The 24,510-nt window shown below is 70.7% G+C and carries 22 protein-coding genes and 1 pseudogene; 6 read left to right on the plus strand and 17 right to left on the minus strand.

Annotated elements, in window-relative coordinates:
• Positions 1–88: 88 nt before the first annotated feature.
• The 3 genes from AB0I82_RS05110 to AB0I82_RS05120 all read right to left on the minus strand — a co-directional run bounded on the left by AB0I82_RS05110 (position 89) and on the right by AB0I82_RS05120 (position 3,335).
• Positions 89–613 (minus strand): sigma-70 family RNA polymerase sigma factor, encoded by a 525-nt coding sequence (locus AB0I82_RS05110; protein ID WP_363255681.1) that lies wholly within the window; start codon positions 611–613, stop codon positions 89–91.
• Between the two features lie 244 nt (positions 614–857).
• Entirely contained in the window at positions 858–2,633 is a 1,776-nt protein-coding gene (locus AB0I82_RS05115; RefSeq protein WP_363255682.1) for a tryptophan 7-halogenase, read from the minus strand.
• 48 nt (positions 2,634–2,681) lie between these two features.
• Entirely contained in the window at positions 2,682–3,335 is a 654-nt protein-coding gene (locus AB0I82_RS05120) for a hypothetical protein (RefSeq protein WP_363255683.1), read from the minus strand.
• A gap of 246 nt (positions 3,336–3,581) precedes the next feature.
• Between AB0I82_RS05120 and AB0I82_RS05125 the strand changes: the two genes are divergently transcribed.
• The gene (locus AB0I82_RS05125; RefSeq protein WP_363255684.1) at positions 3,582–4,121 is read left to right on the plus strand and encodes an SRPBCC family protein; all 540 of its coding nucleotides are present in this window, start codon (positions 3,582–3,584) and stop codon (positions 4,119–4,121) included.
• Complete coding sequence (locus AB0I82_RS05130) at positions 4,118–4,987, plus strand: alpha/beta fold hydrolase (RefSeq protein ID WP_363255685.1); 870 nt, start codon at positions 4,118–4,120, stop codon at positions 4,985–4,987. The genes AB0I82_RS05125 and AB0I82_RS05130 overlap by 4 nt, the downstream gene beginning before the upstream one ends.
• 46 nt (positions 4,988–5,033) lie before the next feature.
• Here AB0I82_RS05130 and AB0I82_RS05135 read toward each other — a convergent pair whose 3' ends face one another.
• A complete protein-coding gene (locus AB0I82_RS05135; RefSeq protein ID WP_363255686.1) occupies positions 5,034–5,726 on the minus strand; it encodes an FCD domain-containing protein in 693 nt (230 codons plus the stop codon).
• A gap of 268 nt (positions 5,727–5,994) precedes the next feature.
• Here AB0I82_RS05135 and leuA point away from each other — a divergent pair, with 268 nt between their 5' ends.
• The gene (leuA, locus tag AB0I82_RS05140) at positions 5,995–7,743 is read left to right on the plus strand and encodes a 2-isopropylmalate synthase (RefSeq protein ID WP_363255687.1); all 1,749 of its coding nucleotides are present in this window, start codon (positions 5,995–5,997) and stop codon (positions 7,741–7,743) included.
• A pseudogene (locus tag AB0I82_RS05145) lies at positions 7,740–8,783 on the plus strand (MFS transporter); the annotation flags it as partial. The gene leuA and the pseudogene AB0I82_RS05145, both read left to right, overlap by 4 nt.
• Positions 8,784–8,915: 132 nt before the next feature.
• On the opposite strand, the gene AB0I82_RS05150 reads toward AB0I82_RS05145, so the two are convergent.
• The 8 genes from AB0I82_RS05150 to AB0I82_RS05185 form a co-directional block, all read right to left on the minus strand.
• On the minus strand, positions 8,916–9,755 hold the full coding sequence (locus AB0I82_RS05150) for an EamA family transporter (protein ID WP_363256081.1): 840 nt from the start codon (positions 9,753–9,755) through the stop codon (positions 8,916–8,918).
• Between the two features lie 191 nt (positions 9,756–9,946).
• Positions 9,947–10,999 carry a class I SAM-dependent methyltransferase gene (locus AB0I82_RS05155; protein WP_363256082.1) on the minus strand — a complete coding sequence of 351 codons (1,053 nt, stop codon included), beginning with the start codon at positions 10,997–10,999 and terminating at the stop codon, positions 9,947–9,949.
• A gap of 48 nt (positions 11,000–11,047) precedes the next feature.
• Positions 11,048–12,163: an NAD(P)/FAD-dependent oxidoreductase gene (locus AB0I82_RS05160; protein WP_363255688.1), complete on the minus strand. Its 1,116-nt coding sequence runs from the start codon at positions 12,161–12,163 to the stop codon at positions 11,048–11,050.
• Positions 12,160–12,669 (minus strand): isoprenylcysteine carboxylmethyltransferase family protein, encoded by a 510-nt coding sequence (locus AB0I82_RS05165; protein WP_363256083.1) that lies wholly within the window; start codon positions 12,667–12,669, stop codon positions 12,160–12,162. Before AB0I82_RS05165 ends, AB0I82_RS05160 begins: the two co-directional genes overlap by 4 nt.
• A gap of 52 nt (positions 12,670–12,721) precedes the next feature.
• A complete protein-coding gene (locus tag AB0I82_RS05170) occupies positions 12,722–14,038 on the minus strand; it encodes a beta-ketoacyl-[acyl-carrier-protein] synthase family protein (RefSeq protein WP_363255689.1) in 1,317 nt (438 codons plus the stop codon).
• Positions 14,025–14,354, minus strand: coding sequence for an acyl carrier protein (locus tag AB0I82_RS05175; protein WP_363255690.1), 330 nt, complete (start codon positions 14,352–14,354; stop codon positions 14,025–14,027). Before AB0I82_RS05175 ends, AB0I82_RS05170 begins: the two co-directional genes overlap by 14 nt.
• A 97-nt stretch (positions 14,355–14,451) precedes the next feature.
• A complete protein-coding gene (locus tag AB0I82_RS05180; RefSeq protein WP_363255691.1) occupies positions 14,452–15,582 on the minus strand; it encodes a type III polyketide synthase in 1,131 nt (376 codons plus the stop codon).
• A 121-nt stretch (positions 15,583–15,703) separates the two neighbouring features.
• Positions 15,704–16,624 carry a LysR substrate-binding domain-containing protein gene (locus tag AB0I82_RS05185; RefSeq protein ID WP_363255693.1) on the minus strand — a complete coding sequence of 307 codons (921 nt, stop codon included), beginning with the start codon at positions 16,622–16,624 and terminating at the stop codon, positions 15,704–15,706.
• Positions 16,625–16,834: 210 nt separating this feature from the next.
• Here AB0I82_RS05185 and AB0I82_RS05190 point away from each other — a divergent pair, with 210 nt between their 5' ends.
• Positions 16,835–18,307, plus strand: a complete 1,473-nt coding sequence (locus AB0I82_RS05190) for an amidohydrolase family protein (protein ID WP_363255694.1) — start codon at positions 16,835–16,837, stop codon at positions 18,305–18,307.
• Positions 18,300–19,529: an MBL fold metallo-hydrolase gene (locus AB0I82_RS05195; RefSeq protein WP_363255695.1), complete on the plus strand. Its 1,230-nt coding sequence runs from the start codon at positions 18,300–18,302 to the stop codon at positions 19,527–19,529. Before AB0I82_RS05190 ends, AB0I82_RS05195 begins: the two co-directional genes overlap by 8 nt.
• Positions 19,530–19,604: 75 nt before the next feature.
• Here AB0I82_RS05195 and AB0I82_RS05200 read toward each other — a convergent pair whose 3' ends face one another.
• From AB0I82_RS05200 to AB0I82_RS05220, 5 genes are all read right to left on the minus strand, one after another.
• Positions 19,605–20,477: an alpha/beta hydrolase gene (locus AB0I82_RS05200; RefSeq protein ID WP_363255696.1), complete on the minus strand. Its 873-nt coding sequence runs from the start codon at positions 20,475–20,477 to the stop codon at positions 19,605–19,607.
• Positions 20,478–20,484: 7 nt separating this feature from the next.
• Positions 20,485–21,306 (minus strand): alpha/beta fold hydrolase, encoded by an 822-nt coding sequence (locus AB0I82_RS05205; RefSeq protein ID WP_363255697.1) that lies wholly within the window; start codon positions 21,304–21,306, stop codon positions 20,485–20,487.
• Positions 21,307–21,611: 305 nt separating this feature from the next.
• Positions 21,612–22,760, minus strand: a complete 1,149-nt coding sequence (locus AB0I82_RS05210; protein WP_363256084.1) for a hypothetical protein — start codon at positions 22,758–22,760, stop codon at positions 21,612–21,614.
• Between the two features lie 53 nt (positions 22,761–22,813).
• Positions 22,814–23,410 carry an ankyrin repeat domain-containing protein gene (locus AB0I82_RS05215; RefSeq protein WP_363255698.1) on the minus strand — a complete coding sequence of 199 codons (597 nt, stop codon included), beginning with the start codon at positions 23,408–23,410 and terminating at the stop codon, positions 22,814–22,816.
• 146 nt (positions 23,411–23,556) lie between these two features.
• The gene (locus AB0I82_RS05220; RefSeq protein WP_363255699.1) at positions 23,557–24,186 is read right to left on the minus strand and encodes a heme-binding protein; all 630 of its coding nucleotides are present in this window, start codon (positions 24,184–24,186) and stop codon (positions 23,557–23,559) included.
• Positions 24,187–24,510: the final 324 nt, after the last annotated feature.

Raw genomic sequence — 24,510 nt, forward strand, 5'->3', positions numbered from 1 at the left:
TCTTTCGTGGTGCGGAGAATTCGTGCGCGGCGCTGCGCCACCGTGCACGCAGGGATTTCTTTTCGGGGCGCAGGCTAATCGCGAAAAGTCATGACGCCCGGCCTTCCAGGGCCTTCGCGCAGGCCGTCCGGAGCCGCGCGCGCCCTCTGGTGAAAGCGCCTTCGGCGGCTTTGATGGAGATGTTGTGGCGCCGGGCGAATTCCGCCGTGGAGATGCCGGCGGCGCGCGCGAGTATCACCTCCTGCTCCCGGCCGTGCAGCAGTCGGACCTGGCCCAGCAGCCATCTGCCGAAGTCCTCGTCACAGACGTCCTCCTCGGTCGTCCAGGGTTCGTCCAGGACCGCCGCACGCTGCAGCAGGCGCCTGCGGCGCTCCACGTCCCGGTAGAAGTCGATGCACAGGCGGAGCGCGACGGATGTCAGGAAGGGGCCCAGCCGATTTCTGTCCAGTGCCGCGTGTGCGGCCGCGCGCGCCATGGTCTCCTGTACGCAGTCCTCGGCGTCCTGGGCACTCGGCAGTCTTCTGCGAACCAATCGCATGAGGCGGTCCCGGTGCTGTAAAAGCTCTTCCCAGGAGCACGCGGAGAGTGATTGGCCAGCGGTCTTTTGCACCATGGAAATCGTGGTCCATTACCTCTCGGTCAAGGAGGGGAAACCACGGTCCGAATTTCCTTTTCTCGGCCGTATGGATTTCCTACCCGAAGCCCTGGACCGACAAACCGGAAGTTCGCTCTTCCGCATGAGCAGGAATGATTTTTCGTGCACCGTCGGATTTTCTTATCCCCATTTCGAGCGACGCCCCGGGGCGGTACTGTCAGCTAGGCATATGAACTCCCCTTCCGGTATTCGCAGGAAAGGGTCAGTCGCGCGGCTCGGGCGCCGAGCGCGGGGCCGGCCGCCGCGTCCAGTCGCGGTTCCAGTTGAACCACATGTCCCGTACGTTCTGGTGCACTTGGGAGGTGCTGCGGCGCAGTTCGGTGGTGTAACTCTGGACCGCCTCCTTGCTCACGAGCCGCGCGCCGCCGGTGAAGTACTTGCCGCGTACGTGCTGCGGCGAGCGGAATTTACCCCACAGCAGGATCTTCATCAGCGGCCAGAGGGTGAACACGCCGGCCGGGCAGCGGTCTTCGGGGTCGAGGGTGCCCCAGACCGTCGGGCACAGCCCGCTTTCCCGCAGCAGCTCGTAGATGCGCGCAATGGCCTGGTCCTTCGTCAGTTCACCGGCGCGGTAGGCCAGCATGGCGTCGCGCGAGTGATTGAAGAGCTGCTCGACCCAGGGATTGTCGACGCCTTGGAGCCCCCGGTAGGGCGCCGTTTCGAGCGCCTCGAACGCCCCTGGATCGTGGGTCTTCTCGAATGCCACGGCGGTCTGGTTCTGGGCGTTCGTGCCGTAGAGCGTGGTGATGGTCCAGACGCGGTTCCAGGCGTTCCACAGCTCGAAGTCGTCGAAGGACACGTAACTGCAGGACACCAGGTCGTCGTAGAAGCGGAACATCCGCTTGGTCCACTCCTGGAGGTAGGCGAACCGGGCGGTGTCGAAGTCGTTCTGCCGCACCGATTCGATGAGCCGGTGCCCCAGCGCGTTGAGCGCCATCACCGTGACCGCGAGTCCGCTGGAGAAGAGCGGGTCGATGAAGTCGCTGGCGTGCGGCAGCAGGCACCACCGGTCGCCGACCACGGTTTGCGAGGAGAACTGCGTACGATCGGTGGAGACGTACGGGCGTACGGCACGGGCGTGCTCGAACTGCTTGGCCACGCTCGGGAATCGCCGGATGTGCCGCCAGAATTCCTCCTCCGCCGACAGGGAGTCCGGGCGTGGGTAGCGGTCCAGGTCGAGATTGATGCCGACGCTGCACAGTTCGCTCGTGCTCGACGCGTGATTGTCGAACGGAATGACCCAGAGCCAGCCGCCCTCGAAGAGGTGGTGGAGCGTGCCCTCGCTGAAGGGGCTGGGCATGTTGTGCTGTTCGCGGGCGGGCGCCACGGAGTCAAACGGGCGCACGTTCACCATGTGCGTGAAAATCGTGCGCGACTGCGTACGGTACGGCGGTTCCTGCCGCAGCCCGAGGCGTTCGGGGAGAATGGCCCGCATGCCGCCGGCGTCGACCACGTACGACGCCTGGAAGTCGCCCCTTTCGCGGGTGACGATGGTGGCGCCGCCGTCGTCGAACTTCACGTCGTCGACGAGGGTGTGGGTGTAGGCGGTCGCGCCGTAGGAAACGGCGACGTGGAACATATAGGCGTCCACGTCCTGCCGGAAGTAGTGCGAGTCGGGGCCGAGCGGCGGCCCCCACGTCGGGTATTGCGTGCATTCCTTGGGCCGGGTGGGCTCGCCTTCGCGGTGGTAGACGAAACTGAAGTTGCGCTTGACCCCGCAGTTCGACGAAACGTGGTGCCGCAGCGCCCCGTTGGTCGCCAGATGTTCGATCTCGGGGACGTCATAGCGGCGCGCCAGCACCCGCAGTCCGAATGTGGTCTCGGGCACGGTGGACTCGCCGATGGCGAACCGCGGGTGGCCGCTTCCTTCCAGAAGCAGTACGCGGACGCCGTGGCGGGCGAGGATCGCCGCCAGCATCGTTCCGCCGATGCCGCCCCCCACAATGGCGACATCAAATACACGCTGGTCTTCCTGCATCTGCACGGTCCTTTCGCGACAGAGAAGTGATGGGTGGGTGTCCGGTGTTCAGCGGGCGGCGGCCGAAAAGCCCGGCAGCGCCCGGCGCAGTCCGCAGCCGGCCACCCGGGCGGGGAAAGAAACGGCGAACCAGGGGGTGGGCGCCAGTTCGGCCAGCCGCCGCCGTTCGCCGGGCAGCGCGCGCCGGCCGCGGCCGGTGACGTCCAGCCAGGCCCCGAAGTGCAGCAACCGCGCCTCGGGGCCGCCGTCCCGCGGGGGAAACGGCCGCATGTGCCGGCGCACCGCACCGGTCAGCGCCCGGCGCCGCGCGTCCGCCACTCCGTGCTCGGTGAGAAAGCGGTCGAGCAACGCGGCGGAGCGGTACGGAAATCCACCGCTCACTCGCGGCGCGTCCCCGGTCAGCCCGGTGTCGTGGAACGCCGCGGCGGCGAGCAGCCCCGCCCGGTCGTACCCGGTCCCCCGGGCCGCCGCGCACGCGTCGGCCAGCAGGAACGTCCGCAGCGAGTGCAGCGCGACGCGGGGCGGCAGGAGCCGGTGCGCCGCCAGCAACGCCCCGTCGACGAGGGGCTCCCCGAGCAGCCCCGCCAGCGCGGGCTGGGCGAGCAGCGGGCGCCACGACTCCGGAAAGACCTCCGGCGGGACGCCCGGCGGGCCCCCCTCGCCGGGGCCGGGACCACACCCGTCGGACTTCGATGCGGCCATTGCCCTGTCCCCCTTGTCCGTTCACCGTGCCGGTTGCCGGTCTCATCTGTGCTTACGCACCGGGTTCCGGCGACCCTGTCCCCTTATCCGTATGCCGGGAAATCGCCGAGCGGTGCATATTTGCGCGCGGCCACGTCATGTCCCCAATAGGTGTGAACGTAGCGGGGCTCCGCTTTTACCGCGCCGTAAAAGCCGTAAAGACTCCACCGGCGGGCCTCACGGTGAGGCGCGCCGAAGGGAGAACCCATGAGAGCCGTGCTGAACGTCCACGAACGCTCGCTCCCCACTTCGCCGGAGGCGGTCGGCGCCCTGCTCGACACCCTCGGCAGCGAGAACGACCGGCTGTGGCCGCCGGATTGGCCCCCCGTACGTTTCGCGGGCCCGCTGGCCGTCGGAGTACGGGGCGGCCACGGCCCGGTCGAGTACGTGGTGAGCCATTACGTGCCGGGCCAATGGGTGCGTTTCGCATTCACCGGCCCGAAGGGATTTCACGGTTTCCACGAATTCAGCGTCGAGCCCCGCGGCGAAGGCCGCACGGTCCTGCGCAACACCTTGCTGGTCCGGCCGCGCGGAATGCGCTGGCTGAGCTGGCTGCTGTTCTTCCGGCCCGTGCACGACGCGGCGTTCGAGGACTGTCTGGACTGCGCCGAGCGCGCGGTCACCGACCGCGTGGCCCGCCCGGCCGAGTGGAGTCCGTACGTACGGCTGCTGCGCGCCATGGCCGCGCGGTACGCGCCGACACTGCAGAAACCCGCAGGCACCCTGCGGGAAAGGAGATCGCCATGACGTTCCCGAACCCGAAAATCCCCGGACTCAACACGGACGACATCACCACGGACATCACCGAGGCACCGAACCGGGTGCAGGGACTCTGCGAGGCAGGCGCCGGCGAGCTCATCGCCACCGTCGATGTGCAGGCGGGCGAGGACGACTGGGACCTCCCGCTGACCGAGGAACACCCGCGTCCGGTGGTGCTGGTGCACGGCACGTTCGGCAATCGCGGCTACACCTGGACGAAGGCCGCGCCGCTGCTGCGGCAGCACGGCTACCGGATCTTCCGTCCGGACTACGGCCAGCACATCAGCCCCCTGCTCTTCGGCCTCGGCGACATCAAGGAGTCCGCCGAGCAGCTCGGGAAATTCGTCGACGAGGTGCTGCGGCGCACGGGTGCGGAGCAGGTCGACATGGTGGGCTTCTCGCAGGGCGGCATGATGCCGCGCTACTACCTGAGCGCGCTCGGCGGTGCGCCCAAGGTGCACCACTTCATCGGGCTCTCCCCCAGCAACCACGGCATCACGGCCCAGGGCCTGATGAACCTGGCCCGCCAGATCCCGGGCGCGCGGGAGCTGGTCGAGCAGGGCGCGGTCCAAGTGGCCGTGCCCGCCTGGCCGCAGCTCCAGGTGGACCACGCGTTCCAGCGGGAGCTCGCCGACCTCGGCGAGACCGTGGAGGGCGTGCGCTACACAGTGATCGCGACCAAGTACGACGACGTGGTCACTCCGTACGAGTCCTGCGCGCTCGCCGAGACCGAAGGCCACTACGTCAAGAACATCGTCCTCCAGGACATCGACCCGGAGGACCACACTCCGCACGCGAGCATGCCGTACAACGCCACGGTGCTGAACGAAGTGCTCAAGGCGCTGGAGTCCTGACGCCTGCCGGGGCGTTCAGAAGCGGTGCAGTTCAGAAGCGTGCAGTTCAGAGGCGGTGCAGGCGGGCGAGGGTCTCGTCCAGCTCGGTCTGGAGGATACGCGCTGCCGCTTCGCCGTCGCCACGCTCGACGGCCTCCACCAGGGCGGCGTGCGCCTCGTCCCCGTGGTTCGGCTCGCGGTCCCGCAGCGAGAGCATGTCCAGCAGGTCGATCAGCCCCTGGCGCAGCGCGGGGACGAATTCTGCGAACAGATCACTGAGTACAGGATTGTGTGCACCGGCTACGACCGCGGCGTGCAGGGAGATGTCCGCGTCGACGAAGGCCGCGTCGCCCTCCCCGGCAGCGGCGGCGCGGCGGGCGTCGAGCGCCGTCCGCAGGGCGGTGAGGTCGGCTTCGGTACGGCGCTGCGCGGCGAGGCGCGCTGCCTGCACCTCGACGAGCATGCGGACCTCGTAGATGTCGGTCACCGCGGCCCGGCGGAGCCGGGTGGGCCAGCCCTCGTCCGGCTCCGTGGCGATGACGAAGACGCCGGCCCCCTGCCGCGCCTCCAGCAGCCCGGCCCCGGCCAGCGCGCGCAGGGCTTCGCGCACGGTGGAGCGGCCCACGCCGAGGGTCTTGGCCAGGGCGGTTTCGGCGGGGAGCTTCGTGCCGACCGGCCACTGGCCCTCGGTGATCTGGTCGCGCAGGTGCTGGGTGGCCTGTTCGACCAAGGGGCTGCGGCGGAGGGCACCGAGCGGCATGTCCGCCCACCTCTCAGGTTGTCCGACAAAACTTAGCGGTCAGTTTACGCGGCGGGTTGCGTCCGGTTGCTGACCAGGGCTGGGCCCATTGGCCGCTGACACCTCAGCTTGTCTGAGGAGTTCTTTCCCGTTACTGTTCCCGGCATGTCGCTGCGCGAGCTTCTTCTCCTCGGCCGCCGCTGCGGGGTCTGATCCGACCGGCACCCCGCAGCGGGGTTCCGGGCTGCGCCGGTCGTCACCGATGACCGAGGGAAAGAAGTACCGCCACATGGCTACCGGCGAAACCTGCAAGTGGAATCCGCAGCGGCCGAGCGCGATGCCGCATCACCGCTATCAGCCCGTGCACGACCGGGTGCCACTGCCCCTGACGGACCGCACCTGGCCGTCCCGCCGCATCGAGCGGGCGCCGCTCTGGGTGCCGGTCGACCTGCGCGACGGCAATCAGGCGCTGGCCGAGCCGATGGACACCGCGCGCAAGCGCCGGATGTTCGACCTGCTCGTCGCCATGGGGTTCAAGGAGATCGAGGTCGGCTATCCCTCCGCGAGCCAGACCGACTTCGACTTCGTACGCCACCTGGCCACCAGTGGTGTCGTGCCCGAGGACGTGACCATCTCCGTCTTCACGGCGGCCCGCAACGACCTCATCGACCGGACCATCGCCTCGATCGAAGGCCTCCCGCGCACCGTTGTGCACCTCTACACCGCCACCGCGCCCACGTGGCGCGACGTCGTACTGGGACGTTCCCGCGCCGAGGTGCACGCGCTGATCCGGGATGCCGCCACCCATCTGATGCGGCGCGCGGAGGAACAGCCCAGTGCCGACATCCGGTTCGAGTTCTCCCCCGAGGTCTTCAACCTCACGGAGCCGGACTTCGTCCTGGAGGTCTGCAACGGCATCACCGAGCTGTGGGACGCGTCCCCGGACCGGCCGGTGATCCACAATCTGCCGGCGACGGTGGAAGTGGCGACCCCCAACGTGTACGCGGACCAGATCGAGTACATGGACCGTCACCTGGCACGGCGCAACGCGGTGATCCTGTCCGTCCATCCGCACAACGACCGCGGCACCGGCGTGGCCTGCGCGGAGCTCGCCGTCCTGGCCGGCGCGCAGCGGGTGGAGGGCTGCCTGTTCGGCAACGGCGAGCGGACCGGCAACGTCGACCTCGTCACCCTGGCCCTGAATCTGTATGCACAGGGCGTGAATCCGATGGTCGACTTCTCCGACATCGACGCCGTACGCGAGACGGTGGAGCACTGCACCCGGTTGCCGGTCCACCCGCGCCACCCCTACGGCGGTGAACTGGTGCACACCGCCTTCTCCGGTACGCACCAGGACGCCATCGCCAAGGGCCTCGTCCACCACGCCAAGCAGGCGGCCGAGTGGGGCCTGCCCGTGGAAGAGGCGCCGTGGGCGGTCCCGTATCTGCCCATCGACCCGGGCGACATCGGCCGTACGTACGAGGAGGTCATCCGCATCAACTCGCAGTCCGGCAAGGGCGGTGTGGCCCATCTGCTGCACACCCACCACGGCCTGGACCTGCCCGCGACGATGCGCCCGGACTTCTCCCGCACGGTGCAGCGGACCACCGACGCGGAGGGCCGGGAGCTGTCCCACAAGGACCTGTGGGATCTCTTCCACACGACCTATATCGCGCCGGGGCAGGGCGGGCCGGTCGAGTTGGTTTCGTGGAGCACAGCGGAAAGCGGCTCGGACGGGCACGGCTTCTCCTGCGCGCTGCGCGTCGACGGCGAGGAGCGGCACTGCCAGGGCACCGGAAACGGTCCGCTGTCGGCCTTCACCGACGCCCTCCGCACGGCCGGGTACGCGGTCGACATCATCCAGTACACCGAACACGCCACCACGACGGGTCCGGGCAGCCACGCCATCGCCTACGCCGAGTGCCGCGTGAACGGTGTCACCCGCTGGGGCGCCGGCTGGGACACCTCCCTGCTGACCGCCTCGGTGCAGGCCGTCCTGGCCGCCGTCAACCGCGCGGAGGGGCGGGCCGCCCGGTGAAGAAGGGGCAACTCGGCTTCCTGGCCGGTACGCACCTGGTCAACGACCTCTACCAGGGCGCGATCCCCGCGATGCTGCCCTTCCTGATGTCGCAGCGGCACTACAGCTATGCCGCGGTCTCCGGCCTGGCGTTCGCGGCGAGCGGCATCTCCAGCCTGTTCCAGCCGCTGTTCGGCGTGCTCTCCGACCGCAGGTCACGGCCGTGGCTGGTGCCGGCCGGGTTCAGCACGGCCGCGCTGGGCGTGGCCGCGGCGGGCCTGTCCGGGAGCTATCTGCTCACCTGGCTGTGCGTGGCACTGGCAGGGATCGGCATCGCGGCCTACCACCCGCCCGCGACCAGTCAGGCCCGGGCCGCCGGTGGCTCGTCGCAACGGGCCATGAGCGTCTTCTCCGTCGGCGGGACGATCGGCGGCGCCCTCGCGCCGGCGCTGGTCACCCTCGTCATCGGCGCCGCGGGCTTCTCCGGGAGCTTTCTGCTGGCGGTCCCGGCCCTGGTCATGGCCGTACTGTGGGTCCTCAGGGGCCCCTGGCTGCGGTGGCGGGGGCACACCGCGGCAGCCCCGTCGGCCGGCACAACTTCCGGTACGGGAACGGCCGTTGCCGGGACGGGCGAGGCGCGGCGGGCGGACGACTGGCGTTCCTTCGGCCGCCTGGTGGCCGTCATCGTCGGCTGGTCCATCCCCTACGTCACGGTCACGTCGATGGTGTCGCTGCACGCCCAGCGGGACCTGGACCAGTCGGTGGCGGCGGGTGCGGCCGTGCTCACCACGTACACCGCGGCCGGTGCGGTCGGCACGCTGCTCGGCGGCTGGGTGGGTGACCGGTACGGCCGCAAGACCTCGCTGCGGGCCGGGTACCTCTTGGCGCTCCCCGCCCTGGCGGGCATCGCCTTCGCCCCGGTATACCCCGTACTGGTGCTGAGTACCGCGGTGTTCGGCGTGGCGATGTTCCTGCCGTTCGCCGCGCACGTCACGCTCGCCCAGGACTATCTGCCGCACCGCCCCGGTACGGCCAGCGGATTGACCCTGGGGCTGGCGATGGCGGCGGGCGGCCTCTGCTCCCCCGCGTTCGGCCGGCTCGCCGACACCAGTGGACTGCCGACCGTATTCCGTGTGCTGCTCGCGGTATTCGTTGTACCGGTCGTCATGGCCGTCCGGCTTCCCGACCCCGCCTCACAGCAGGGCGTCCTCCCCGGCGCGCCCCGCGCGGCGTCCGCTCCGCGTGAGGATGGCGCACGCGTTGGCAGCGACGATGGCTCCGATACCGGCTCCCTCCGTCCAGCCCAAGTGCTGGTCGAGGAGCAGGAAACCGACCACGGCGGCCAGTACGGGATTGACGCTCATGAAGAGGCCGAAGAGCTGGGCCGGAACGCGGCGGAGGGTGAGCAGGTCCGCGAGGTACGGCACGGCTGAGGAGAGGACGCCGGCGACCACGGCGTAGACAATCGCGCTTGCGGTCGGCGGTTGCCGTACGGCAACGACGAGTCCGACCGGCAGGAACATCAGCGCTGAGAGTGCGGCCGCGGCCGCCGATCCCTGCGCACCGGGGATGCGGCGGCCGACCGTACGGTTGAGCAGGATGTACGACGCCCAGCAGGCGGCGGCCAGCAGGCCGAGACCCATTCCCAAGTAGTCGGCGGACGGGCGCGGGCGCATCAGGACGACGACGCCCGCCACGGCGACCAGCGCGCAGCACGCGTCCACGCGGCGTCGCGAGGCGGCCAGGGCTATGGTCACAGGGCCGAGGAACTCCAGGGTCACGGCCAGCCCGAGGCCGATGCGGTCGATGGCGCTGTACAGGGACAGATTCATCGTCCCGAACACCACGGCCAGCAGCAGGACCGGCCACCACTGCCGCCAGGTGAAGGCGCGCAGCCGGGGCCGGCCGACGGCCAACAGGACGAGCGCGGCGACGTACTGGCGTACCGCGACGACACCGACCGGGCCCAGCACCGGGAAGGCGAACGAACCGACCGCGGCACCGACCTGGTTGGACAGGCCGCTGGCGGCCATCGTGACCACGCCGACCAGGCGCCCGGCGCGGGAGTCCGGAGCGGGGGCGGCGGAGGTGGCGGAGGTGGCGGGGGCTGCGTGCATGTGCCGATCGTGCGGGAGTCCGCTGCTTCCGCATAATGCATGAGCGCTTTTATCTATACGCTGAGCGTATGGATAGAGAGGCCGTCGTCAGGTGGCAGAGGCCGTCCTCAGGTGGCGATGGCCACGTAGAGGGATTGCGCCGGAATGCGGCGCAGCCGGGTCCGTTCGGGCTCGGTGAAGCCCGCTTCGCGCAGCCACTCGTTGAGCTGCCCCGGGCTGTACACGGACGCGCCCGAGGTGAGGTGGAAGAGGAGGCCGAGGCAGCTCGCCGCGGCGTCGGGGCGGTGCGGGTGCGGATGCGATCTGCCGGGGTCGCTGAAGAGGTCGAGGACGGCAAGGACGCCTCCCGGCCGCAGCGCCGCGTGGATCCGGCGGAACAGGGCGGTGATCTCGTCCGGCTGCAGGTGGTGGATGAGGTTCAGGCAGAGCGCCACGTCGTAGCCGGAGCCGAAGTCGGCGCTGCGGGCGTCGCCTTCGCGATGCTCGACCAGGTGGCCGTAGCCCGCCGTGCGGATGATCTCCCTGCCGACGGCCGCGCTGCCCGGAAGATCGACCACCGTGGCGCGCAGCCCCGGATGCCGGCGGCACAGCTGCGCCGCGAACCAGCCGTGCCCGCCGCCGACATCCAGTACCCGGCGGGCGCCGTCGGGCACGGGGAGCGCCGCCGCCAGCTCCGGTGCGCTGAACCGCGCCAGCTCGTACTGGCCCATGATGTACTCCCGCCAGTACGGGTCGTCCGTCGCCGCGGTGTGATGGTCGACGACCGTGCCGCCGCGGGCCACGTCCGGCAGGCTCGCCCACCAATTCCAGTAGTCCTGGTGGCTGGCGACGAAATGGGCGACGGACCTGGGGGACGCCGACAGGAGCCAGCGCCGGGCCCGCCGGGTCGGTACGTAGCGGCCGCGTCGTCTGCGCAGGTAGCCGAGCGCCTCGATGCCGTCCAGCAGGAGCCGGGTGGTGTCGGTGCGCAGGGCGAGCCGGGACGCCAGTTCGTCGGCGGTGGCGGGCCGTCGGGCGAGTTCTTCGAACAGGCCCAGCCGCACGCCGGCGATGAGCGCGCCCGACAGCGCCATGCCGGCCAGCGACTCGAAGGCGGGCACGGGGGCCAGCCGCGTACGCAGCGCGACGCGCTCCAGGAACGTCTCGCCGCGGACGACCATGCGCACGGGTGCATCACCCTCTCATCGGGCTCATCGGGCTCATCAGTCTCATCGGGCCAGTTGATCGACCGTTCGCCGGAACGCGCCGGGTGCGGCGGCACAGCAAGGCAGCAGCAAACCGCGTACGGGGGCAACAGCGGTCGCCATGACCAGTCCCCGGGTGAGCAGCCGGTACCGCCGGGTGAGCCTGCGCCAGCGCTGCTCGTAGCCGCCGGGCGCCCCGGCCACCAGGGCATCGACGGCGGCCCGCGCCTGGGCGACGGCCAGGCTGACGCCCTCGCCGGTCAGCGCGTCCTCGTAGCCCGCGGCGTCGCCGACCAGCAGGACACGTCCCTGCACGCGCCGTTGCGGACGCTGCCGCAGCGGCCCCGCACCGCGTACCGCCGAGGCCGCCGGGGCTCCGGCGAGCCGCTCGGCCAGCTGCGGGAAGCAGCGCAGCAGCGCCGTGTAGGTGTCGGGGGCCTCCTGTGCGTACGCGGATTGTGCGTACGCGGGCGGTGTCAGTGCCCGCCGGTACAGTACGGCGACGCCGACCTGGTCCGGGCCGACGGGCGTCACGTACGCCTCCGCGTGCTGCCCCCAGGTCACCTCCACGGCGTCGGTCCAGGGAGCGCACTGCCAGTGACGGCGCAGTCCGAAGCGCGCGGGGGTGCCACTCCGGACGGGGATGCCCAAGTGGCGTCGTACGGGCGAGTGCAGGCCGTCGGCGGCGATCAGCCACCGCGCCCGCACGCCCGCGGCCGTGACGCCGGAGGTGTCCTGCGCGACATGGGTGACGCGCGTGGGGCTCCACTGGGCGCCGGCCTCCTTGGCGGCCCGCGCCAACGCGGAGTGCAGCTCGGTGCGTCGTACGCCCAGGCCGGACCCGGCGCTGAAGGACGCCCGGACGCGACGGCCGGCGAGGTCGGCGTACTCGATACCGGAGAACGGCATGCCGACGGGGCGCACTCCCAACTCCGCGAGCCTGCGCACACCACCCGGCATGATGCCCTCGCCGCACGCCTTGTCCACCGGGGCGGTGCGGGGCTCACAGACGAGTACGGAGAACCCGGCGCGGGCCGCGTACACGGCGGTGGCCAGACCCGCTGGCCCGCCCCCGGCGACCAGCACGTCGGTGTCGTATCCGGTACCCGGCCGACTGTATGCGGTACTCGGCACGCTCACGAGGCCGACGGTTCCAGCGCCGCGTTCTCCACCCGCAGCCGGACGGCGAGTACGAGGGCATTGGCGACCGTGAACAGCAGCGCGGTGAGCCAGGCCGAGTGCACGAGAGGCAGCGCGGCCCCCTCCAGGGTCACCACGAGGTAGTTGGGGTGCCGCAGCCGGCGGTACGGGCCGCGCTCGACCAGTGGCAGCCCGGGCACGACGATCACCCGGGTGTTCCAGCGCGGGCCGAGGGAGCGCACGCACCACCAGCGCACCACCTGCGTCGCCACCACGATGCCGAGCGCCGGCCAGCCGACCGCCGGCACGAACGGGCGGTGGGCGAGGGCGACCTCCGCCCACATGCCGATCAGCAACCCGGTGTGCACGGCGACCATCGCCGGATAGTGGCCGCTGCCGTGCTCGACGCCGCCCCGCTCCCGGGCCCAGCGGGTGTGGCGTACCGACACCAGCAGTTCCGCCAGCCGTTCGAGGGCGACGGCCAGCAGCAGCACGGCGCACCACACCGGCACGGAGGGGAACGTCGCGGGGAACGTCGCGAGGGGATCGAATACCGGATCAGGCAGTGGTGAAGACAAGAACGGCATTCTGCCCTCCAAAGCCGAAGGATGAGGTCAGTGCGGCGTCCATCGGCACCGGGCGCGGGCGTCCGGCGACCACGTCCAGGTCCAGGGCCGGATCGGGATGGGCGAGGTTGGCGGTCGGCGGCACGGTCTGCTCCTGCAGGGACAGCACCGTGGCCGCCGCTTCGATCGCCCCCGAGGCGCCCAGGACGTGGCCGGTGATGCTCTTGGCCGCGGTGACGGGCGGCGGCTCGCCGAAGACCCGCCGCAGTACGGCCGCCTCCACGGCGTCGCCCACCACGGTCGCCGTGCCGTGTGCGTTCACGTGGTGGATGTCGCCGGGGGTGCAGCCCGCGTCGGCCAGCGCGCTGCGTACCGCCTGTTCGGCGCCGCGCCCCTCCGGATGCGGGGCCGTCGTGTGATGGGCGTCGGCGGACGCGCCGTAGCCGCGCAGGAGTGCCCGGACGGGGGCGCACCGCGCACGGGCGTGCGCGCCGGACTCCAGTACCAGGACGGCGGCGCCCTCGCCCAGTACGAAGCCATCGCGTGCGGTGTCGAAAGGTCTGCAGGAGGGCTCGCGGCGCCCGGTACTGCCGTCCGTACTGCCGTACGCACCGTCGTCCGTTCCGCGGTCCGTTCCGCGGTCCGTTCCGCGGTCCGTTCCGCCGCGCGAGAGCACCCCCAGCTGTCCGAAACCGGCGACGGCCATGGGTGCCAGGCCCGACTCGGTACCGCCGGTGAGTACCACGTCGCAGGTTCCTGAGCGCAGCAGATCGCGTGCGACGCCGATGGCGGTGGCTCCCGAGGCGCAGGCGCTGCTGGTGACGAAGTTGGGGCCGCGGCAGCCGAGGTGGATCGCCACTTCTCCGGCGGCCATGTTGGGGACGCTGCGGGGCAGTGCGTACGGGGAGATCTTCGTGGGGCGGCCCGCTGCCAGGCGGCCGAATTCCGGTGCGTAGCGGTCCAGGCTGTTGCTGCCCACGCCGAGGACGACGCCCACGCGCTCCGGTGCCCACGAGGCCGGGGCGTTTTCTGTGCCCGGGTCGAGCTTGGCGTCCAGTACCGCCTGCTGCGCCGCGTACAGGCCGAGTTGGGTGAAACGGTCCAGCCGTCTGCTCAGCCGGCCGCCCAGCTCCCGTTCGGGCTCGAAGCCGTCGGCCCGGCAGGAGAAGGTGTGCGGGAGGGCGGCGAGCGCGGGGTCGCGCCGGGCGGTCGACCGTCCGGCGCACAATGTATGCCAGAACTCTCCGGCGCCCGTTCCCGCCGCGGTCACCAGCCCCAGACCGGTTACCGCGACGTCATCCGCGCGCATGGGGAACACCCGCGTCGGCCGCGCCTGGTCCTTCTGCCGCGCCCGGCCCCTCGGCGGCCGTCACGCTGAGCGTTTCGAGGACGCGGGCCGCCTCGGCCAGTGTCGTGTCGCGGTCCACCCCGGGCAGCTCGGGCGGCAGGTCGAGGCCGGTGTCGTTCTCGATCGCCACGATCAGCTCGACCAACGCGAGCGAATCGATGTCCAGTTCCCGGAAGGTCCGCTCGGGCAGCAGCTCCTCGGGCGGCAGCGCGGTCAGCTCGCCGATGTGCGCCACCAGGCGTTCCTGCAGGTCCGGACCGGATACGGAGGAGGACATGAACAGCTCCTTTGCGTGATTGTGCCGGCTTGTCGTGAGCCCGTATCGGCTTGTCGTGGGCCCGTATCGGCTTGTCGTGGGCCCGGCGGATTCGTCGTCACCAGCGCAGCAGCACCAGCTCGCTCGCGAATCCCGGGCCCATCGCGGTGAGCAGGCCCCAGCTCCCGGCGGGCGGTGGCGCGGCCATCGTGCGGCGCAGGACGTCGAGTACGGAGGCGGAGGAGAGGTTGCCGAGGCCGGCCAGCGAGTCGCGGGTGTGCGCCAGCACATCGGGCCCCAGCCCGAACGCGCGCTCCACCGCCTGAATGACCTTCGGCCCGCCCGGATGGCAGATCCAGGCATCAAGGGATTCCGGCGACAGTCCACGGTCGTCGAGAAAACCGTATACATCCTTGGGCAGTTGCTCCTCCGCGACCGTGGCCACGTCCGGTGACAGCACGATGCCGAAACCGTGGGCACCGATGCGCCAGCCCATCACGTCCTCGCTGTCCGGGTAGAGACGGCTGCGGGTCGCCACGATCTCGGGACCCGCTCGGCCCTCCGTACGGCCCTCCGCCCGGCGCTCCCCCACCGCCACCACCGCCGCGGCCCCGTCACCGAACAGGCTCAGCGCCACCAGGTTGGCCGTCGACGCGTCGGTCCGCTGCACAGTCAGGGAACACAGCTCCACGGAGAGCAGCACGGCCACCTGATCGGGGAAGCCGCGCAAGTAGTCGTGCATCCGGGCCACACCCGCCGCGCCGGCCGCGCAGCCCAGGCCGAACAGCGGGACCCGTTTGACGTCCTCGCGCAGCCCGAGCCGCTGCACGAGCCGGGCTTCCAGAGAGGGGACGGCGAGGCCGGTCACCGTAGTACTGACCACCACATCGACTTCCTCGGGAAGGATGCCGGCGGTCTCCAGGGCCCCGCGCAGCGCCCGTTCACTGAGGTCGAGGGCGGTCGTTCGCCAGACCTCGTTCGCCGCGGTGAAGCCGTCCAGCTTCCGGTACTCCGCCAGCGGCAGCGCCATGTGCCGGGTGCGGACGCCCGCGTTCGCGGAGATCTTCTCGAGCACCTGGCGCGCCGCCCGGTCGTGCCCCAAGCACGCCTTCGCGAAGGCCGAGGCGATCTCCTCCTGCCGGTAGCGGTACGGCGGTGTGACCACCTCCGACGCCAGAACCGTCGGCCCCGCCGCGACAGAGCCGGGCCGACGCGGCCTCGTAGGAACAGAGCCGGAAGGTGGGCGCATGACCTGGCCTCTGCTGTCGGTGACGTGGCGATGACTGCGGCGCACTCATCCTAAATCATGCAAAATCCACATTCCGCCCAATTCGCCGTGTCGCCGGCCGGCCGGGAGCTCGACGCGCCGTTCAGTCGAGCTCCGCCGCGATGGTGCGCAAGGTGTTCAGCAGCGCCTGTGCCGACGGGCTGAGGGGGCGGCCCGTGGGCAGTGTGACGCCGACGCTGTGGCCGATGAGGTCCAGAGAGAGCGGGAGGGCGGTCAGGCGCGGGTCGTCGCGGCCGATGAGGCCCGGCAGTACGGCGACGACATCGGTCTCGATGAGCAGCTGCCGGACCGTGAGGAACGAGGTGCATTCGACGCGGTTCTCCGGCAGGGCGATCCCGTTGCGTACGAAGAGCTCCTCCAGCTCCCGGCGCAGCACCGTCTCCGTACCGGGCAGGATCCAGGGGAAGTCCATCAGGTCCGGCAGGGCGAGGTCGGCGCGCCGGGTCGCCGGGTGGTCGGTGCCCACCACGACCCTCACCGACTCGTCATGGAGGCTCTCGACGCTGGTGGACCCGGTCGTCGGCGAGGTCAGCCTGCCGACGATCAGGTCGATCCGGCCCGCCTCCAGATCGATCAGCAGCGCCTCCGGAGTCGCCTCGCGCACCACAACGGTCAGCAGCGGGTGGTCCGCTTTGAGGGCCGCGATGGCGCGGGGCAGCAGCAGGTTGGATCCGGCGAGGTGCGTGCCGACGACCACGGTGCCCCGGTCGGCCTCGGCGATCTCGGCCACGTGCTTGGCAGCCTGGTTCAGCTGCGCGAGGACGGCCCGGGCGTGGTCGGTGAACGCCGCCCCGAAGACGCTCGGGGTGATCCCGCGCGGCCCCCGCTCGTACAGCGAGACCCCGAGGATCGCCTCCAGGTCGTGCAGTCCGCGCGTCACGACCGGCTGGGTGACGTGCAGGGCGGCCGCGGCGCCGACGACGCTGCCCTGCTCGGACAGGGCGTCGACGAGGATCAAGTGCCGCAGCTTCAGGCGTCCGTCGAGGAGGCGGGGGAGGTCCATGACCATGACCGTATAGCCGATTGCCCAGCTCCGGGAAGGCACCTATAGCCGGACGGGCATGGGGCGGGGGCGAACAAGTATTGGCGCGATCCGCGCCGCGTCGGCAGCATCCACCACAGAGCTCAGCACGCATTTCGGCCACGGCCGACGCACCCGACTGCCCTTGCACGGATACACCGGAGGACATGCCATGCCGGAGGTTGTTTTTTCATGAGCGTCACGCGGACCGTGGTCACCGGAGGCCATGTGATCACGATGGACGACGAGCGCGGCGAGCTGCCGTCCGGCGCCGTCCTCATCGAGGACGACCGGATCGCCGCCGTCGGGCGCACCGCGGAGGAGTTCGCGGGCGTCGACGCGGAGGTGATCGACGCGGGCGGCGGTTTCGTGCTGCCGGGGATGGTCGACAGTCATCGGCATACGTGGCTGGCGCTGTTGCGTGCCGTCTCCGCCGACCAGTCGCTGCTGGAGTTCCTCGCGTCGACCTTCCACGGCATCGGCTCGATCCTCCAGGCCGCGGATCTCGGCGCTGCCTCGCTGGTCGGGGCGTTGGAGGCGTTGGATTCCGGTGTGACGACCGTCTTCGACTGCTGTGACTGCGTGAACAGTCGCGAGCACGCCCGCGCCGGCGTCGAGTCTCTGCGCGCCGCCGGCATCCGCTCCGTATACGCCTACGGTATGCAGGCATACGATGTGCAGCCGACTGCCTTCACCTCGCCTGTCTTTACTTCACACGACGACCGCCTCAAGGATGCCGCGGCGCTGCGTGCCGAGTACTTCGCCACCGACGACGACATGTCGCGCATGGGCATGCTGCTGAGCGACTTCGGAACCGTGCCGTTCGCCGCCACCGCGGCGGAGATCCGGCAGGCGGGCGAGCTCGGCATCATGGCGGCCTCGCACACGGGCGCCGCGCCGAATTCCGTACTCCTCCGGGGCCTGCGCGAGCTGGACCGGCACGGACTGCTGCGCCCCGGCCACCTCCACATCCACTGCCCCGCACTCGACGACGCCGAGTGGGAACTCATCGCCCGCACCGGCGGGAAGGTGACCATCGCCCCCGAGACCGAGATGCAGATGGGCATGGGGTTCCCGCCCTTCCGGCCGGCGCTCGACCACGGCCTGGCACCGGCCCTCAGTACGGACATCGTGTGCGTCGGCTCCGGCGACCTCTTCTCGCAGATGCGGCTCGGGCTGCAGTTCCAGCGCTGTCTCGACCACGACGCGGTGCACCGGAGCGGCCGGATGCCGGTCGGTGTCGGCCTGGGCGTACGGGACGCGCTCACCTGGGCCACCCGTAACAGTGCGGACGCGATCGGACTGGGCGCTGAGATCGGATCGCTGACCCCCGGCAAGAAGGCGGACCTCATCGTCGTCTCGCCCCGCATGGACCTGGTCCGCTCCAGCTTTCCCGCCGGGTCCGTCGTACTCCAGTCGACCGCGGCGGACGTGGACACCGTCCTGGTCAACGGCCGGGTCCGCAAGCGCCACGGGCGGCTCGTCGGTCACGACCTCAACGCGGTGCGCTCCCGGGCCAACAGCGCGCTCGACCGTATACAGCAGACCGCAGCCAGTCTTCCGAAGCACGGCCCGGACGACATCCTCCAGTGGTTCGCGCACGCCGAACGCATGGCCTCGGCCCACTTCGCGGCCGCCTACCCACAGGGAGCCGACCGTGTGTGACCTCGTATCCCACGCCCTGCGCGCGGGCCTGGACCGCCGCGCGGCGCTCGCCGGACTGCTCGGCGGCACCGCCGCGCTGACGGTCGGCGCCGCCACACCGGCAGCAGCGGCCACCCCGGCGGCAGCGGCCGGCCAGGCCGCCCCCGAGCAGGCGGCCCCCGACCTGCCGCCGCGCCAGTCCGGCAGCGACCACCACACGCGCCTCGTCCTGCTCGGCACGTCCGGCGGCCCCGCCTGGTGGCCGGGCACCACGCGACAGGGCATCGCCTCGGCCCTCGTGGTCGGCGACCGTTACTACGTGATCGACGCGGGCTACGGCGTCGGGCCGCAGCTGCGCAGGGCGAAGCTCGGTACCTGGGACGATGTCGACGGTGGACCACTGAACCAGCTGCGCGCCATCTTCCTCACGCATCTGCACTCCGACCACATCGTCGACCTCAACAACCTGCTCACCGAAGGGCTCGCCAACGGCCTGCCACAGGTCGACCGGCCCGTACAGATCTGGGGCCCGGGAGACCGCGGCGCGCTGCCGCCCCGCTTCGGTCCGCCACCCACGCCCCCGGTGACGGCGCCGGACAACCCCACCCCCGGAACCGCCGACATGGTCGGCCTCCTCATCCGGGCGTTCGCCACCGACATCAACGACCGCGTCTTCGACAACCGCAGACCGGTGCCCTCGGCCGTGTACTCCGCACACGACGTCCCACTCCCCGCACACCTGGTGGCGGACCCGAACGGGAACCCGCATCCCCGGATGAGCCCGGTGCCGTTCTACGAGGACGACCGGGTCCGGGTCTCGGCGACGCTCGTCCAGCACGCCCCGGCCTTCCCGGCCCTGGCCTTCCGCTTCGACACGGACGACGGCTCGGTGGTCTTCTCCGGCGACACCAGCCCCAGCCCCAACCTCGTCGAACTCGCGCGGGACGCCGACATCTTGGTCCACGAGGTCATGGACCGGGAGTGGCTCGAAGGCTTCATACCCGAGCCCCGCGACGACGCCGCGGAGGCACTGTTCCAGCACATCCTCACGGCGCACACGGTCGTCGAGGACGTCGGCCCGATAGCCGACGAGGCCGGCGTCCCCACGCTCGTCCTCACCCACCTCGCCCCCGGCAACTGGCCGGAACACAAGTGGCGCCGCGCGCAACGCCACTACTCCGGGAAGCTGATCGTGGGCCGCGATCTGGACGTCGTGGGCGTGGGCACCCGCAAGCGCACGTAACACGCGCAGGAGCGCGCCCGGGCCTGGCTGCTGTGCACCAACACAGCAGCCAGGCCCGGGTTCAGCCAAAGGCTCTTATGCGTTCTCCGTACCGTGGAACAGTTCCAGCGCCTTCCTGAACAGCACGGACGTCGGGTCTGCCAGGTCCAGGAAGACGTCGTAGTGGTGCCGTCCGGGTACGACCAGGAGTTCGCCGGCGGAGTGCGCCGACCAGGCGGCGTGGAACCGCCTGCTCTGGTCGAGGAATCCCGTCCCGTCGTGCTCGGCGACGGCCACCACGGCGCGCGGGCCGCAGGTGTCGGCCGACAACAGCGGACTCAGATCGGCCGCCCGCTCTTCGTCCAACCGCAGCCATTCATTGGTGAAGGAACGCACGAGCGGGCGGAGGTCGAATAGCCCGCTGATCGGCAGCCCGCCCTTCACCACGTCCGCGGGAAGGCCCCATTCCTCCTGCCATCCCCCGACCATGGTCGCCGCCGTGAGGTGCCCGCCGGCCGAACTGCCGCCGACGACGATCCGCCGCGGGTCCAGGCCGTATTCCGTACCGTGGTGATGGACCCACGCCACGGCGGCCCGCACCTGCCGGACGATTTCCTCCAATGTCACGGCAGGGGCGAGCGAGTAATCGACGGCAACCGTCGCGATTCCGGCATCGCTGAACGCCCGCGCCATGAACGCGGTGTCCTGGCGCGACAGCATCCGCCAGTAACCGCCGTGAATGACGAGGAACACCGGACGTGGCCGGTCGCCGATTCCCCATACGTCGAGCCGTTCGCCGCTGCGTTCGTCGTACGGGATCGCCAAGTGGCCGGGCAGGTCGCGCGTCGCGCGCTCCGACTCGGTCCGGTAAGCGGCGACGGTGCGCTGAAATTCTTCTTCGTCGACGCTCAGCCGCACGTTGTACGCGGCGTCGATACTCGGGTCGGATGCCTCGGTCACGTCGGACACGTCCGTATCAGACGGCCGACGAGGACGTGCAGGATCGGATTTCCTCCGCGACCACGCCCGGAGAATCCAGGGTCGGGAAATGCGTCTCGCCCCGCACCTGCCGGTAGGAGAACCAGGAGTGCGCGGCCTGGAAGTCGGCCTGCGCCTGCACGTACTCGGGCGCGCTGGGCTGCGAGAACAGGTGCCTCATCGGCCGGTGCTCGCTCATCGCCTGCATCCGCTGCAGGGGCGAGTCCCAGCGCCCGTAGGCATCGGCGATGACGCGGCAGGAACGGGCCCACATCTCGTAGTCGAATGCGGCCATTTCCTTTTCCAGGTGGTGTCGCACGATTTCGTGGGAGCTGCCGGCCAGCCATACGTCGAAAAGGCTCTGGCGGGCCTCGGTCCAGTGCTCGGGGTCCTGGCTCGCTTCGAGGCCGGCGAGGAACTCCGGGGCCGCCGGCGTCATGATCCAGTCGATGACGAGGGACCGGGGTACGCGCGCCGTTCCGAGCCGGTCCGCGATTTCCACATTGGCCCAGCCGCCGTGCGAGGTGGAGACGGGAAGGAAAGTCCCGATGCCGAGTTCGTCCAGTACGGCGATGACGTCATCGGCCTGTTCCCGGTAACCGAAGTCGGCGACGGGACTGCGGTCCTCGCCGTGGCCGCGCCAGTCGATCCGGATGACGTGGTGGGTGTCCGCGAGGTGCGGAAGCAGCGGATCGAAGAGGCGGTGGTCCTGGCACCAGCCGCTCAGCAGGACGACGGTGGGATTCTCCGCGCTGCCGTGCACGTCGAAAGTGAGGGGGTGTCCGGCGATCACGGCCGTCCTGAGCGGGGAAGAGGTCATCGGCTTTCCTTTCGGCTGCCTTGAAAAGACGCACCGGTAAGCAATCGGCGCCCGTCGGGGGTGAGGACGGTACGGCCATCCTCGGACGGGCGCCTCATGCATGTCGAATACCAATTCCCGGGTCTGCTATGCCTGCGCGGGCATGGAGACGGGGATAGTCCGCCGCCCGTCCTGCGCAGCCGCGGAACCAGGAACCCCAGCGACCCCAGGCCCAGGAACTCAGAGCTCTCCGCTTTTGCGGCGGGCAGGCGTGGCCGGCCGGTGGCCGGCCGGAGCCCCTGGGCCCCTCGATGGCTGACAGGCCGTCACAGGACCGCGATTCCCAATGGACGTTCCCCCGCCGCGAGGCGTCGGGTCTTACCGGAGTCCAGGTCCACCACCGTGATGCCGTTCCAGTAGCCGTCGCGGGTGAAGCCGCCGGTGACGTATGCAGTATGGAGGTCACGGGATACGGTGACGTCCTCGTGGGGGCCGTCCAGCGGGATCACCTTCTCCCGGCCCTCCGGGTCGCGCACCGTCAGCGACGGGCCCTTGTCCTGGGCCGGGTCGATCGGGCCCGTGCCGACGGCGAGCAGTGTGCCGTCGGCGGTGATCGTGGCACCGTGCTGATGAGTGTTGGCGGTCATCTTCTCGATACGGGACCGGCCCGTCTTCGGGTCGAGGACGACCAGCCGCTCCCCCTCGAACGGCAGCAACAGCTTTCCGTCCGACGGGCGTACGGCGGCGTAGTGCGGCTTGAGCCAGGAGCCGAGGCCGCCTTCGGTGCCGTACGGGGCGACCTCGATGCGCCGGGTCCGCAGGGAGCCGGCCGCGACGACGGTCACGTCGAAGGAGTCATGGTCCGTGGCGTACACCTCGCGCCCGTCACGCGAGACGTCCACATCGAACGGTCGACGGCCCACCTCCGCGACGCCCGTGACCTTCAGAGTGCGGGTGTCGACGGCTTCGACGGTGCCGTTGCCGCCGGGCCGGTTGACGCCGACGTATACATGACGGCCATCGGGGGCGAGGGCGATCCCCATGCCGCCGCCGCGGTACTCGCCGTACGTCGGCTCCCCGATACCGTCGGTCTCATACGGTATGCGGTCGACCCGCTTGCGCTCCGCGGTGTCGACGACGGCTATGCCCTCCGCGGTGGCGACCCAGGCCCGGCCGTCGTCGCCCACGACGAGCCCGTACGGGGCGGTGCCGACCCGCACGGAGTCGAACGCGCCCCGGTCGGGGTCGATGAACGTCACGGTGTCGGCGCCGAAGTCGGCGACGAGGAGGGTGCCGGAAGGGGTACGACCGGAGGGCGCGGGGGCCTTCTTCGCCTTGGGTGTTGTGGATGAACTCGCCTTTGCGGGCGGCTTTGAGGACGGGGAGTTGTCGCTTCCCTGAGGCGCGCACCCAGCGACGAGCGCGAGGGTCGTGACGAGGCCGAGCCCCAGCCCCAGCCCGAGCGCCCGCGGCACTGCGAGCCCGGCCCGCCTCACCGTACGCCCCTCACCGTCACCATCACCGCCCCTCACCTCACAGCCCTCAGCAAACCCGCGATCTCCGTGAAACCGCGCCGCTCCGCATGTTCGAGCGCGGTGACACCGTCGGCGTCCGGCAGGCGCGAGGTGGCCCCGGCGGTGATCAGCAGGTCGACGATTTCCTGGTGGGCGCGGCCGCCGTCGCCGAGGATGACGGCCTCCAGCAGGGCGGTCCAGCCGAGCTGGTTCACATGGTCCACATCGATGTCGGTCTCGCGGAGCACGGCCCGGACGTAGTCCACGTGACCGCGCTCGCTCGCCGGGATGAGCGAGATACCGCCGAATCGGTTCGTCACCCTCAGGTCGGGCCCCGCCGGGAGCAATGTACGCATCATGGCGACGCTGCCGGTGACGCCGGTGACCAGCCAGGGGCTGTCGCGGCGGTCGTCCTGGGCGTTCGGGTCCGCACCGGCGGCGACCAGCACTTCCGCCGCGGCCACATGGTCGCCGAGCGCGGCCAGCAGCAAGGGGGTACGCCGGTGCTCGTCCCGGGCGTCCACCGCGGCGCCCCCGTCGAGGGCGGCGCGCACGGCGTCGACGGCACCGTTCGCCGCTGCTTCCAGCAGCTCGCGGTCGAGCGCGTTCATGGTGGTACTCCTTGAGTTCCGGGGCATGCGTGCGCAGATACGTGCACGCAGCACGGACGTGGTCGTCGCCATCTTCGTACGCACCGCGATACCGATCCCTGCCCTCAGCGCTGCACGAACGCGCGGTGCCGTCGACATGTCGATGGTTACTCGCCGGCCTTCGCGAGCTCGGCGACACCGGCCCGGGCGAACTTCTCGTCCAGGTCACCGGACGGGGCACCGGCGACACCGATACCGGCGATCGGCGCGCCCTTGGCGCTGACCGGGGCGCCGCCGGCGAGGAACAGGGTGCCGGGGATGTCCTTCAGCGTCGGGGCGTTCTCCAGGCGCTTGACCAGCTCGGAGGTCGGGGCGTTCCAGGAGACGGCGGTGTACGCCTTCTTCACGGCCGACTCGTAGGACTGCGGCCCGGCGCCGTCGCCGCGCAGCTCGACGATGGTGTTGCCGTTGCGGTCCACGACGGCGACGGAGACGCGCTGGTTCTCCTTCTTCGCGGCGTCCAGTACGGCCTGGGCGGCGTCGGTGGCGGCCGCGACGGTCAGGTGGGTGGACTGCATGAGGTTGTCGCTCTGCGCGTCGGCCTTGACGGCAGCCGGGGCGGCCGGGGCCGCGGAGGACGCGCTCGCCGACCAGGCGCCGACGCCGCCGAGGACGAGGGCGGCGGCAAGGGCACCGCCGCCGACGACGCGGGCGCGCTTCGAGACCTTCTTGGCGTGGTGGCCGTGGTTGACGTGGTTGACGTTCTGGGCGTGCTCAGCGTGCTCGGCGTGCTTCATGGGTGCCAACTCCAGGGAGTCTCGGATTCTCGGGGCCGGTTCGTCCGGTGTTCGTGCCGTCCGGCTCTGAGATCCATCCTGGAGCCGTATCCCCCTGCTCCCCGTCGGTGTGTCGGCTGCATACAGCACGCGGGATGGTGGATACAGGGGTCAACCGATCGGATGACCCCGGCCCTGCCCGGGCGGGGAACAATGGGAGCGTTTGCCCAGTTCAGAGGGTGCTGGGGCGCGAGGGCCCGGACAGCGGCCCGGGTCGGCCGGAAGGACGGTACACAGTGCACGCAAGCGGACAGCAGCCGCAACCGCTGCCGCGACCATCGCAAC

Origin of the sequence: Streptomyces sp. NPDC050315 (assembly GCF_040655775.1) — a bacterium.
Taxonomy (GTDB): domain Bacteria; phylum Actinomycetota; class Actinomycetes; order Streptomycetales; family Streptomycetaceae; genus Streptomyces.

Coding starts and splice junctions, on each gene's coding strand:
- AB0I82_RS05110 (WP_363255681.1), bottom strand. CDS start 613: ATGGTGCAAAAGACCGCTGGCCAATCACTCTCCGCGTGCTCCTGGGAA.
- AB0I82_RS05115 (WP_363255682.1), bottom strand. CDS start 2,633: ATGCAGGAAGACCAGCGTGTATTTGATGTCGCCATTGTGGGGGGCGGC.
- AB0I82_RS05120 (WP_363255683.1), bottom strand. CDS start 3,335: ATGGCCGCATCGAAGTCCGACGGGTGTGGTCCCGGCCCCGGCGAGGGG.
- AB0I82_RS05125 (WP_363255684.1), top strand. CDS start 3,582: ATGAGAGCCGTGCTGAACGTCCACGAACGCTCGCTCCCCACTTCGCCG.
- AB0I82_RS05130 (WP_363255685.1), top strand. CDS start 4,118: ATGACGTTCCCGAACCCGAAAATCCCCGGACTCAACACGGACGACATC.
- AB0I82_RS05135 (WP_363255686.1), bottom strand. CDS start 5,726: ATGCCGCTCGGTGCCCTCCGCCGCAGCCCCTTGGTCGAACAGGCCACC.
- leuA (WP_363255687.1), top strand. CDS start 5,995: ATGGCTACCGGCGAAACCTGCAAGTGGAATCCGCAGCGGCCGAGCGCG.
- AB0I82_RS05150 (WP_363256081.1), bottom strand. CDS start 9,755: ATGGCCGCCAGCGGCCTGTCCAACCAGGTCGGTGCCGCGGTCGGTTCG.
- AB0I82_RS05155 (WP_363256082.1), bottom strand. CDS start 10,999: ATGGTCGTCCGCGGCGAGACGTTCCTGGAGCGCGTCGCGCTGCGTACG.
- AB0I82_RS05170 (WP_363255689.1), bottom strand. CDS start 14,038: ATGCGCGCGGATGACGTCGCGGTAACCGGTCTGGGGCTGGTGACCGCG.
- AB0I82_RS05175 (WP_363255690.1), bottom strand. CDS start 14,354: ATGTCCTCCTCCGTATCCGGTCCGGACCTGCAGGAACGCCTGGTGGCG.
- AB0I82_RS05180 (WP_363255691.1), bottom strand. CDS start 15,582: ATGCGCCCACCTTCCGGCTCTGTTCCTACGAGGCCGCGTCGGCCCGGC.
- AB0I82_RS05185 (WP_363255693.1), bottom strand. CDS start 16,624: ATGGACCTCCCCCGCCTCCTCGACGGACGCCTGAAGCTGCGGCACTTG.
- AB0I82_RS05190 (WP_363255694.1), top strand. CDS start 16,835: ATGAGCGTCACGCGGACCGTGGTCACCGGAGGCCATGTGATCACGATG.
- AB0I82_RS05205 (WP_363255697.1), bottom strand. CDS start 21,306: ATGACCTCTTCCCCGCTCAGGACGGCCGTGATCGCCGGACACCCCCTC.
- AB0I82_RS05215 (WP_363255698.1), bottom strand. CDS start 23,410: ATGAACGCGCTCGACCGCGAGCTGCTGGAAGCAGCGGCGAACGGTGCC.
- AB0I82_RS05220 (WP_363255699.1), bottom strand. CDS start 24,186: ATGAAGCACGCCGAGCACGCTGAGCACGCCCAGAACGTCAACCACGTC.